At 70.4% G+C, this 11,100-nt stretch carries 9 protein-coding genes; 4 read left to right on the top strand and 5 right to left on the bottom strand.

Features of this window, described 5'->3' with window-relative positions; genetic code table 11:
• Positions 1–182: 182 nt before the first annotated feature.
• The gene (locus ACERZO_RS08530) at positions 183–1,292 is read right to left on the bottom strand and encodes an FAD-dependent oxidoreductase (RefSeq protein WP_372663984.1); all 1,110 of its coding nucleotides are present in this window, start codon (positions 1,290–1,292) and stop codon (positions 183–185) included.
• Positions 1,293–1,361: 69 nt separating this feature from the next.
• Here ACERZO_RS08530 and ACERZO_RS08535 point away from each other — a divergent pair, with 69 nt between their 5' ends.
• On the top strand, positions 1,362–2,042 hold the full coding sequence (locus ACERZO_RS08535; RefSeq protein ID WP_372663985.1) for a TetR/AcrR family transcriptional regulator: 681 nt from the start codon (positions 1,362–1,364) through the stop codon (positions 2,040–2,042).
• 3 nt (positions 2,043–2,045) lie between these two features.
• Here ACERZO_RS08535 and ACERZO_RS08540 read toward each other — a convergent pair whose 3' ends face one another.
• Entirely contained in the window at positions 2,046–3,011 is a 966-nt protein-coding gene (locus ACERZO_RS08540; protein WP_372663986.1) for an LLM class flavin-dependent oxidoreductase, read from the bottom strand.
• Positions 3,012–3,021: 10 nt separating this feature from the next.
• Complete coding sequence (locus tag ACERZO_RS08545; RefSeq protein ID WP_372663987.1) at positions 3,022–3,540, bottom strand: GNAT family N-acetyltransferase; 519 nt, start codon at positions 3,538–3,540, stop codon at positions 3,022–3,024.
• A 232-nt stretch (positions 3,541–3,772) separates the two neighbouring features.
• Between ACERZO_RS08545 and ACERZO_RS08550 the strand changes: the two genes are divergently transcribed.
• Entirely contained in the window at positions 3,773–5,314 is a 1,542-nt protein-coding gene (locus tag ACERZO_RS08550; RefSeq protein ID WP_372663988.1) for a S8 family peptidase, read from the top strand.
• A 72-nt stretch (positions 5,315–5,386) separates the two neighbouring features.
• Entirely contained in the window at positions 5,387–6,091 is a 705-nt protein-coding gene (locus ACERZO_RS08555) for a hypothetical protein (RefSeq protein WP_372663989.1), read from the top strand.
• Between the two features lie 54 nt (positions 6,092–6,145).
• On the opposite strand, the gene ACERZO_RS08560 is transcribed toward ACERZO_RS08555, so the two are convergent.
• A complete protein-coding gene (locus ACERZO_RS08560; protein ID WP_372663990.1) occupies positions 6,146–9,850 on the bottom strand; it encodes a multifunctional oxoglutarate decarboxylase/oxoglutarate dehydrogenase thiamine pyrophosphate-binding subunit/dihydrolipoyllysine-residue succinyltransferase subunit in 3,705 nt (1,234 codons plus the stop codon).
• A 258-nt stretch (positions 9,851–10,108) separates the two neighbouring features.
• Here ACERZO_RS08560 and ACERZO_RS08565 point away from each other — a divergent pair, with 258 nt between their 5' ends.
• Positions 10,109–10,381: a hypothetical protein gene (locus tag ACERZO_RS08565; RefSeq protein WP_372663991.1), complete on the top strand. Its 273-nt coding sequence runs from the start codon at positions 10,109–10,111 to the stop codon at positions 10,379–10,381.
• On the opposite strand, the gene ACERZO_RS08570 is transcribed toward ACERZO_RS08565, so the two are convergent.
• Positions 10,378–10,983 carry a DUF4291 domain-containing protein gene (locus ACERZO_RS08570; protein ID WP_372663992.1) on the bottom strand — a complete coding sequence of 202 codons (606 nt, stop codon included), beginning with the start codon at positions 10,981–10,983 and terminating at the stop codon, positions 10,378–10,380. The two genes, ACERZO_RS08565 and ACERZO_RS08570, sit on opposite strands and share 4 nt — an antisense overlap.
• Between the last annotated feature and the right edge of the window lie 117 nt (positions 10,984–11,100).

The raw sequence follows: 11,100 nt of genomic DNA on the forward strand, positions 1-11,100 counted from the left end.
GCGCCCCGAGCAGCGCCCGCCCCCGGGCAGCGGCCGCCCCCGAGCAGCGCGCGCCCCGAGCAGCGCCCGCCCTCCCAAGGGGGCCGTCCCGGTTCCAGCGTATCGAGTGCGTCCGACAATGCGGCCCGGGATGATCGCCGCGCGGCTGAGTTGTCCACATCTCCGCCGGGCTGTGCACAACTCTAGCTCGGCTGGAAGAACTCCAGCAGCCGCTGCGCCGCGTCCGGTGACCGCAGCAGCTCCTGCATGCCCGCGGACATCCGGGCCGCCGCGCCGGTGCGTTCGAACATCTCGCGTTCGTACTCCGCGACCGCCGTGGGGTGGTCGTCCGGGTGCGCCGCCAGCGCCAGGCCGAGCGACGCGCCGTCGAGCAGGGCCTGGTTCGCGCCTTCCCCGACCGCCGGCATCAGGTGCGCGGCGTCGCCGAGCAGCGTCACGTCCGGCCTCGACGGCCACCTCAACCCGACCGGCAGCGTCGTCATCGCCCGCCGGGCGACCGTGTCGTCGCAGGCCTTGATCAGCGCGGTGAACCGGGCGTCCCAGCCGGGGAGCAGCTCGATCAGGCGCGCCCGGGCGGCGGCCGGGTCGTCGAACGGGATCCCGCTCGACGCGAACCAGTCCTCGCCGGTGTCGTAGAAGCTGATGCCGATGCGGACGCGTCCGTCGCCGTTGCGCTGCGCCGCCAGGGACCGGCCGCCGCCGATCACCCAGTACGTGCCGCGGCCGACCATCGCCGCGAGGTCCGGGTGCGTGCGGTCGATGTCCGGGATGCCGACCTCGACGACGTTCTGGCCGGAGTGCGCCGGGCGGGCGTCGGTGACCAGCGGGCGGACGCGGGACTGCGCGCCGTCCGCGCCGACCAGCAGGTCGTACGTCGTGCTGCGGCCGTCGGCGAACCGTACGACGCCGTCGCCGGCGGACTCGAACGCGTGTCCCCACCGGACCGTGCCGGCGGGCAGCGAGTCCAGCAGCAGGTCGCGCAGGTCGGCGCGGTCCACCTCGGGACGCAGGAGCGGGGCGTCGTCCGGCGTGTCCTCCTGGAGCAGCAGGGTGCCGTCCGGCTCGAGGAGCCGCATGTCCTGGCCCTCGCCGCGCGCGATCGCGAAGAACTCGTCGAGCAGGCCGGCCTCGCGCAGCGCGCGCTGTCCGGAGTGGATGTCGAGCATGCCGCCCTGGCCGCGCGCGTCACGCGAGGACTCGCGTTCGTATACAACGGATTCAATGCCGTGGACGTGCAGCACCCGCGCCAGGGCCAGGCCGCCTGGCCCAGCTCCGATGATTGCGATGGTCATGAGGTCCCCCTTCGATACGCTGTATCTCTCGATACACTGTATCGCACTATGCGCTGTATGGTCTCCGGCGTGACGGTGTGGGAGCGGCCGGAGCCGCCGGAGAGGCCGACACCGGCTCCGCTGAGCCGGGAGCTGATCGTCCGCGCGGCGATCCGGCTGGCGGACGCGGACGGCTTGGCGGCGGTGTCGCTGCGGAAGGTCGCCGGCGTGCTCGACGTCGGGCCGATGCGGCTGTACGGCTACATCGACACCAAGGAAGAGCTGCTCGACCTGATGGTGGACGACGTCTACGCCGGCATCCGGCCGACCGGCGACAGCTGGCGGGAGGTGCTGGTTTCCCTGGCCGAAACGACCCGGCGGGCCGCGCACCGGCACGAGTGGTTCGCCGACCTGCTCGGCGGCCGGCCTCAGCTCGGGCCGCACGCCTTGGCTCGGGGAGAGGCGGTGCTGGCCGGGCTGAAGGGCGTCGACGTGGACGCCGTGATGCCGGTGGTCAAGGCCGTCAACGCGTACGTGGCCGGCGCGGTGCGCCGCGAGATCACCGAGCGGCGTGCCGAACGGTCCACCGGGCTGAACGAGGCCGAGTGGCAGCGCACGTACGGGCCGTACCTGGAGCGCACCTTCGCCACCGGCCGGTACCCGGCGCTGGAGAAGGTCGTCCGCGACGCCGTCCACTGGGACGTCGACGAAACCTTCCGGATCGGCCTCGGCTACCTCCTCGACGGCATCGAAGCGAGCCTCTCGCGCTGACGGTCAGGCGCGCAGGGCCGCCGCGACCTTGCCCGCGTCCTCGATGCCCCGCTCCGGCGGCTCCTCCGGCAGCGGGAGCAGCACGACCGAACCGCTCCCGGCCGCGTGCAGCGCGCGCACCGACGCCACGCACTGGTCGAGGTCGCCGCAGATCGCCAGCCGGTCGAGCCACTCCGGCCGCAGGCCCGCGGCCAGTTCGTCCACTGTGGACGCGGAGTCCACCAGTGCCAGCAGCTCGCCGGCGAACGGCAAGTCCTCGACCTGCACCCGCGCCCCGGGCGTCAGGGACTCGGCCACGGTGAGCCGCGCGCGTTCGCGGTCGCCGAGGGCCAGCCAGTTGTACGTCACCACCGCGTGCTCGGCAGGCCCGCCGGCGGCGATCCCGGCCAGTGCCGTCCGCACGAACTCCGGCGGGGACGGCTCGGCCAGGATCGTGCCGTCCGCCGAGGAACCGGCCACCGCCAGCGACTTCGGCCGCCGCACCCCGGCCAGCACCGGCGGCACCGAAGCGGGCGGGAACACCAGCTCGACCTCGTCCAGGTTCACGTGCCGGCCGTGCAGCGACACCCGCTCGCCCGCCAGCAGACGGCGGACCGCCACCAGCGTCTCGTCGAGCGCCGCCAGCGGCGACGCCGGGTACGCGCCGATCTGGCGCATCCACGACGCGACCCCGTGACCCAGCCCGCCGATCAGCCGTCCGGGGTGCAGCTCCGCCAGCGCGGCCAGCTCCATCGCCGCGATCGCCGGGTTGCGGGCCACCGCCGGCAGCACGCCGATGCCCACCTTGATCGTCGACGTCACCGCCAGCGCCGTCGCGACCGTGGCGATCCCGGCCGCCCAGAAGTAGTCTTCGACCAGCCAGACTTCGTCGAGGCCCGCGTCTTCCGCCTGCCGCGCCAGGTCGACCAGCTTCGAGGGGTGCTGTTCGCGGTTGATGCGGACGCCGACGGACGAGCTCGGTGCGTACATGCGAGGCTCCTCAGATCCGGGAGAACGCCGGCGCGTACTCGAACGCGCCCGCTTGCGTGGGTTTGTAGCCGGTGAGCGTGCGCGCCTGGAAGTGCTTGCCCCAGGCGGGATCCGGCGACGCGACCGAAAGCGTCGACGCGGTGACGAAGCCGAACCGCGAGTAGTACTCGGGGCTGCCGAGCAGGACGACCAGGCCGTAGCCGAGTGCGTCCGCGGCGCCGAGCACGGCGTGCACCAGCGCCGAGCCGACGCCGCTCGCCTGGTACGCGGGCAGCACGCCGAGCGGTCCCAGCCCGGCCGCGGACGTCGTGTCCCCGCCGACGCGGGCCCGGCTGCAGCACACGTGCCCGACGACCTCGCCGTCGCGCACGGCCACCAGCGAGAGCGCGTCGACCAGGTCGCCGTCCGCGCGCAGCTCGTCCACCAGCGGTGCCTCGACCGGGGTGACGCCGGGTTCGCGCCGGAACGCTTCGCTGTGGATCGCGTGCACGGCGGTCCGGTCGGCGGGCGTCTCGCGGCGGATCAGCATGGCCGTCACCTTGCCGCGAACCGGCGCCGAGCGGAAATCGTTTTCGCGGGCCGACTTTGGTAGGGGACCGTTCGAGTGGTAGCTGAACAGGGCAAACCGGACGATCTACCGATCTCGAAGGCCCCGACCTACAGTTCCGCTCACGTTCCACGTGAACGCGCTTCACGTCTCACCCCTGGCGATCCGGCGGCCGCGCGCCGCCCGGTCGACCCTGCCCAGAAAGGGACGAACCATGCGCCTGTTGACCAAATCGGTGGTCGTCGCCGCCGTCTCGGCGTTGACCGCGTTGGGCGGCAACGCCGTCGCGACAGCGAGCGAAGGAAGCATCGTCGGGGCCGGTGGCGCCGACGCGGTGAAGGACAGCTACATCGTGGTGTTCAAGGACGGCACCGCGGTGGAGAGCGCGGCGAAGACCGTCACCGGCCGCCACGGCGGCACGATCGCGAGGACGTTCTCGGCGGCCCTGCGCGGCTTCGCCGGCTCGATGTCCGAGACGCAGGCGAAACGCATCGCAGCCGACCCGGCGGTGTCCTACGTGGAGCAGAACAAGGTCGTGCGGGCGAGCGCCGACCAGCTGAACCCGCCGTCGTGGGGGCTGGACCGGGTCGACCAGCGGAACCTGCCGCTCGACCAGAAGTACAGCTACAGCACGACGGCGTCGAACGTGCACGCGTACGTGATCGACACCGGCATCAACCTCACGCACAGCACCTTCGGCGGCCGGGCGACGTCGGGCTACGACTTCGTCGACAACGACAGCAACGCCACCGACTGCCAGGGCCACGGCACGCACGTCGCCGGCACCATCGGCGGCTCGCAGTACGGCCTGGCCAAGGAGGTCAAGCTGGTCGCCGTGCGCGTGCTCAACTGCAGCGGCTCCGGCACGACGGCCGGCGTCATCTCCGGCGTCGACTGGGTGACGGCGAACGCGATCAAGCCGGCGGTGGCGAACATGAGCCTCGGCGGCGGCGCGTCGAGCACCCTCGACTCCGCGGTGCAGCGCTCGATCAACGCGGGTATCACCTACGGCCTCGCCGCGGGCAACGACAACGGTGCCAACGCGTGCAACGGTTCCCCGGGCCGCGTCGCCGCCGGCATCACGGTCGGCGCGACGACGTCCACCGACGCCCGCGCCAGCTACTCCAACATCGGCTCCTGCCTCGACATCTTCGCGCCGGGCAGCGGCATCACCTCGTCGTGGATCGGCAGCAGCACCGCCACCAACACGATCAGCGGCACGTCGATGGCGACCCCGCACGTCGTCGGCGCGGCGGCGCTGTACCTGGCCGCCAACCCCGGCGCGACGCCGCAGCAGGTCCGGGACGCCCTCGTCGCGAACGGCACCACCGGCAAGGTGACGAGCCCGGGTACGGGCTCGCCGAACGTCCTGCTCTACACCGGCACCGGCACCACCCCGCCGCCGCCGACCTGCGGCACCGTCACCAACGGCACCGATGTCGCCATCCCCGACAACGGCGCCGCCGTGACCAGCGCCGTGAGCGTGTCGGGCTGCAACCGGAACGCGTCCGCGACGACGGCCGTGGAGGTCCACATCGTCCACACCTACGTCGGCGACCTGGTGATCGACCTGGTCGCGCCGGATGGGTCGGCCTACCGGCTGAAGAACTCCAGCAACGACTCGAGCAACGACATCAACACGACCTACAGCGCGAACGTCTCGGGTGAAGCCGCCAACGGCACCTGGACGTTGCGGGTCCAGGACGTCGCCGCGATCGACACCGGGCGCATCGACACCTGGTCGCTGACCGTCTGAGCGCTCTGCCCCGCTGAGTGATTCGCCCGAAAAGGCCCGCCCCGGTCGCACGAATGGCCTAGTGTCCGGTTCGTGCAGCAAGGACCCCAGTACCCGTACCCGCAGCAGCCCTACCCCCAGCAGCAGTACCCCGGCTACCCGCCGCCGAAGTCCGGCGGGAAGACGGCGCTGGTGGTCGTGCTGGTCGTGGTCGGCGTGCTCGTCCTGGCCGGGGCGGGCGTCGGCGCGTTCTTCCTCCTCACGGCGGACGACAAGCGGTCCGGTGCCGCGCCGCCCACCACGTCCGCGGCGGGCGAGCCGGACAAGTACACGTCGCTGCCGCGCTGCAGCGAGGTCGGCAGCCGGATGAACAACCTGCCGCCCCTGTCGAGCGACGCCCCGGCCGAGCCCGCCAGCACGTCCGACGACAAGATCCAGCTGTCCCAGCTGAGCTGCTCGTGGTCGAAGGCGGGTTCGTCGTCCGGGACGGTGTCGATGATGCTGGCGAAGTCGAACCAGCCGGGCTCGGGCAACGGTCCCGGCTACGCGAAGGCCGGCTACGACATCGAGGTCGAGCGCGGCGCGAAGCCGATCACCGAGAAGATCGGGAAGGCGACGAAGGCAGCCGACGTCGACTACGACAGCAGCGGCACCATGCAGTGCGGCGTGCGGTTCTACCAGGGGAACGTCGACGCGACCGTGATCGTGACGGCCGCGGACACCACGGACAAGAATGTCGAACGCTGCCGCCGCAACGCCCACAGCCTGGCGAAGGCCGCTTCCGAATCCCTCGGCTGAACGGAGAAGGCCCCCGCACCGGACGTGCGGGGGCCTTCTCCGTGGCTCAAGCGATCAGTCGAACGCCTTCGAGATCAGCGCCTTCTGCTCGACCTCGTGCACCTTCGACGAGCCGGCCGACGGCGCCGCCATCGGGCGCCGGGACACGACTTCCAGCTTCGAGAACAGCTCCGGGAACTTCCGCGGCAGGTTGAGCCCGAAGAACGGCCACGCGCCCTGGTTCTCCGGCTCCTCCTGGACCCACGCCACCTGCGAAGCGTTGGTGTAGCGCTCGAGCGCCGCCACCAGCTTCTTCTTCGGCAGCGGGTAGTACTGCTCGATCCGCACGATCGCGACGTCGTCCGCCTCGCGCTTCGTCCGCTCGGCCAGCAGCTCCCAGTACAGCTTCCCGGAGGTCAGCAGCACCTTGCGGATCTTCGCCGGGTCCGGCGTCGTGTCGTCGATGACGGACATGAAGCGGCTTTCGCCGGTGAAGTCCGTGGTCGCCGACGTCGCGGCCTTGTTGCGCAGCATCGACTTCGGCGTGAAGACGATCAGCGGGCGCTGGATGCCGTCGAGCGCGTGGCGGCGCAGCAGGTGGAAGTAGTTCGCCGGGGTGGACGGCACCGCCACCGTCATCGAGCCCTCCGCGCACAGCGAGAGGAACCGCTCGATGCGGCCGGAGGTGTGGTCCGGGCCCTGGCCCTCGTGGCCGTGCGGCAGCAGCAGCACGACGTCCGAGCGCTGGCCCCACTTGGCTTCGCCGGAGGAGATGTACTCGTCGATGACGGTCTGCGCACCGTTGACGAAGTCACCGAACTGCGCTTCCCACATGACCAGCGACTCGGGGTTGGCTACCGAGTAGCCGTACTCGAAGCCGACGGCCGCGTACTCCGACAGCGCCGAGTCGTAGATCATCACGCGGCCCTGGCCGTCGGCCAGGTTCTGCAGCGGCGCGTACTCCTGGCCGGTCTTGCGGTCGATGAACACCGAGTGCCGCTGGGTGAACGTGCCGCGCCGGGAGTCCTGGCCGGACAGCCGGACCAGCCGGCCCTCCATCGCCAGCGACCCGAACGCGAGCAGCTCGCCGAAGGCCCAGTCGATGTCGCCTTCGCGCGACATCTTGTGGCGGCGCTCCATGACCGGCTTGACGCGCGGGTGCGGCGTGAAGCCCTCGGGGACGTTCACGAACGCGTCGCCGATGTGCTCGAGCGTCTCGGTGGTGATTGCCGTCGGCACCTTGGCCGGCATCGGCTGCTCTTCCTCGACCGAGGGGCTGGCCTTCGCCGGGTGCTTCTCCAGCTCGCGGACCTCGTTGAAGACGTGTTCCAGCTGGCTCGAGAAGTCGCGCAGCGCGGCCTCGGCCTCCTCGACGGAGATGTCGCCGCGGCCGATCAGCGACTCGGTGTAGGTCTTCCGCACCGAGCGCTTCGTGTCGATAATGTCGTACATCGCCGGCTGGGTCATCGACGGGTCGTCGCCCTCGTTGTGCCCGCGGCGGCGGTAGCAGATGAGGTCGATGACGACGTCCTTGTGGAACGCCTGCCGGTATTCGACGGCCAGCTTGGCCACCCAGTGCGCGGCCTCCGGGTCGTCGCCGTTCACGTGGAAGATCGGCGAACCGATCATCTTGGCGACGTCGGTGGCGTACTGCGACGAGCGCGAGTGCTCCGGCGCGGTCGTGAAGCCGACCTGGTTGTTGACGATGACGTGCACGGTGCCGCCGGTGCGGTACCCGCGCAGCAGCGCCAGGTTCAGCGTCTCGGCGACGACGCCCTGGCCCGCGAAGGCCGCGTCGCCGTGCATCAGGACCGGCAGCACGGTGTAGCCCTCGCCGCCCTTGTCCAGGAGGTCCTGCTTAGCGCGGACGATGCCCTCGAGCACCGGGTCCACGGTCTCCAGGTGCGACGGGTTCGCCGTCAGCGACACCTTCGTCTCGCCGTCGCCGAACATCCGGAAGTATTTGCCCTCGGCGCCGAGGTGGTACTTCACGTCACCGGAGCCGTGCGCCTGGCCCGGGTCGAGGTTGCCCTCGAACTCCTGGAAGATCTGGCTGATCGGCTTGCCGACGATGTTGGCCAGCACGTTCAGCCGGCCGCGGTGCGGCATGCCGATGACGACCTCGTCGAGCTCGTGCTCGGCGGCCTTGTCCAGCAGCGTGTCGAGCAGCGGGATCGCCGTCTCGCCGCCTTCCAGCGAGAACCGCTTCTGGCCGACGTACTTGGTCTGCAGGAACGTCTCGAACGCCTCGGCGGCGTTCAGCTTCGAGAGCACGTACTTCTGGACCGCGGGGTCCGGCTTCTCGTGCGGGATCTCGACGCGCTCCTGGATCCAGCGGCGCTCCTCGGGGTCGAGGATGTGGGTGTATTCGATGCCGACCGTGCGGCAGTAGGAGTTGCGCAGCACGCCCAGGATGTCGCGCAGCTTCATCCGCTCCTGGCCGGCGAAGCCGCCGACCGGGAACTCGCGGTCGAGGTCCCAGAGCGTCAGGCCGTGGGACAGGACGTCCAGGTCGGCGTGGCTGCGCTGGCGGTAGTTCAGCGGGTCGGTGTCGGCCATCAGGTGGCCGCGCATCCGGAACGCGTCGATCAGCTCGATCACGCGGGCGGTCTTGTCGACCGGGCCCTCGGGGATGTCGGCGACCCAGCGGATCGGCTCGTACGGCAGGCGCAGGCTGGTGAAGACGTCGTCGTAGAAGCCGTCTTCGCCGAGCAGCAGCTGGTGGATGCGCTTGAGGAACTCGCCGGACTCCGCACCCTGGATGATGCGGTGGTCGTAGGTCGAGGTCAGCGTCATGATCTTGCTGATGCCGAGGTCGACCAGCGTCTTCTCGCTGGTGCCCTCGAACGCCGCCGGGTACTGCATGGCGCCGACGCCGATGATGGCGCCCTGGCCGGCCTGCAGGCGCGGCACCGAGTGGTTGGTGCCGATGCCGCCCGGGTTGGTCAGCGAGATCGTGGTGCCGGAGAAGTCGTCGGCCGTCAGCTTGTTGTTGCGGGCCTTCTTGACGATCTCCTCGTACGCCTGCCAGAACTGCAGGAACGACATGTCCTCGACGGACTTGACCGAGGCCACGACGAGGTTGCGGGACCCGTCCTTGCCCTTCATGTCGATCGCGAGCCCGAAGTTGACGTGTTCCGGCGTGATCGCGAACGGCTTGCCGTCGATCTGCTGGTAGTGCCGGTTCATGTTCGGGTAGTTCTTCAGCGCCCGCACCATGGCGTACCCGATGAGGTGCGTGAAGGAGATCTTGCCGCCGCGCGTGCGCTTGAGGTGGTTGTTGATGACGATGCGGTTGTCGGCCATCAGCTTCGCCGGGACCGCGCGCACGCTGGTCGCGGTCGGGACGCTCAGCGAGGCGTCCATGTTCTTGGCGATGGCGGCCGCGGCGCCGCGCAGCTGCTTCGACTCCGGCTCTTCCTTCTTGGCGTCGGCCTTCGGCTCCGCCTTGACGGCCGGCTTGGGTGCCGCCTTCGGCTCCGGCTTCGGCGCCGCCTTCTGCTCCGCCTTCGCGGGGGCGGCCTGCTTGGCCGCCGACTCCGCGTTCCGCCTGGCCGTGGCCGACGGCTGCGCCGCCTGGCCGTTGGTGGCCGGCTTGGCGTCGGCCTGCTGCCGGGCGTTGTCCGCCTTGGCCTGCGCGTTCTGCGTCGGCTTGAAGTCCGCGAAGAAGTCGTGCCAGGCGGCATCGACTGAGGAAGGGTCTGCGAGGAACTGGTCGTACATCTCTTCGACCAGCCACTCGTTGGGGCCGAACTGTGACGCAGGGCTGCTGCTGGACACGGCTTGGGCTCGCCTCTATCCGTCTCGATCTCGATCATGAATCCGCTGATGCGCCTACCAGGCTAACCCCCTCGGTGACCGCGATGTGATGGAACCGGCCTGTGTGAGGCGTGGCGCACTAGGGGATCGGTCACTGACTCGATCAAGATGTGCTAAGGGAACCTTAAGCGCTGGACCGGGTACAGGGTTCGCGGTCTCTTTCGTCCGGCTTCTCCCGGTGGCCGTCGGTCGTTCACCGCGGCGGGTTCCACTGATGGGATGTGGCTGGTCGAATGTCCTTCGTTCTGGGACCAGGGCCTGGTGCGGCCGCTGGTGACGGAGTCCGGCGCGGTCGTCCTGACGTGCGATTCGTGCGCGGCGGTGTGGCCGACGCTGGCGGACTTCGAAGAGATGGAGTGGGTCGAGCCCGACGAGCCGGATTGGCTGGTGGGGGCCGGGGTCCACGTCCGCCCGGGGACGGTCAGGTGGGCCTCGCGCCCGGACGTCGAGGCGGCGGGGATGGGCTCGCTGAAGTGGCGGGCACTGCCTTAGCCGGTGGCGTCGATGGCCCGGGCGAGGTCTTCGGGCAGCTCGTACGGCGGCTCGTGGGGAACGAGTTTCACCGCTTTGTGGAGCTGGTCGGTGGCCAGTAGACCGGAGATGTCGCGCATCACCGGCGTGACATCGGTGATGGCGGTGATCCATTCGTCGAGGTAGCGGTCGACGGCCTCGCCGCTGAGCCCGACCTGGATGGCCCGGAAGTTCTGCGCGGTGTGGTGGAGGTCTCGTTCGGGATCCCACTGGATGCGCACCGGGCTCATCTTGAGCTCCTGCTGCCAGGCGTCCTTGGCCTGGTCCCGCCGCGGGTGGCTCAGGGCGGCGTGCGCCAAGGCCCACTCGAAGCCGGCGCGGGTGATGTCGATCGCCAGGATCCGCTCTTGGCCCGGCTTCTTGCCATAGCCGCAGCGGTAGGCCATCCACCGGAACGACGGTTTGATCCAGGTCATCCGGTCGCGCTTGAAGGGCTCGACGAAGGTCTGCTTCTCGAGAGCGGCGTCGGCGATCGCGGGCGAGTACGCCTGGTAGACGCGCAGCGTCGTGTCGGTCTGCGCCGCGCGGATCTGCCGGTCGGGGACCCGCTTCTCTTCGAACATGCCTGCCATGGTTCCAGTGCGGGGCCGGCGCGGCCACGGACTTTCGGTGGTCGGCTTGGCGGCGGGGGTGGCGAGCGCGGGTTGGCCGCGGCGCGGCGTGGGTGGGGTCGGAGCGCT

Source organism: Amycolatopsis kentuckyensis, from assembly GCF_041679295.1.
GTDB classification, from domain to species: Bacteria; Actinomycetota; Actinomycetes; order Mycobacteriales; family Pseudonocardiaceae; genus Amycolatopsis; species Amycolatopsis kentuckyensis_A.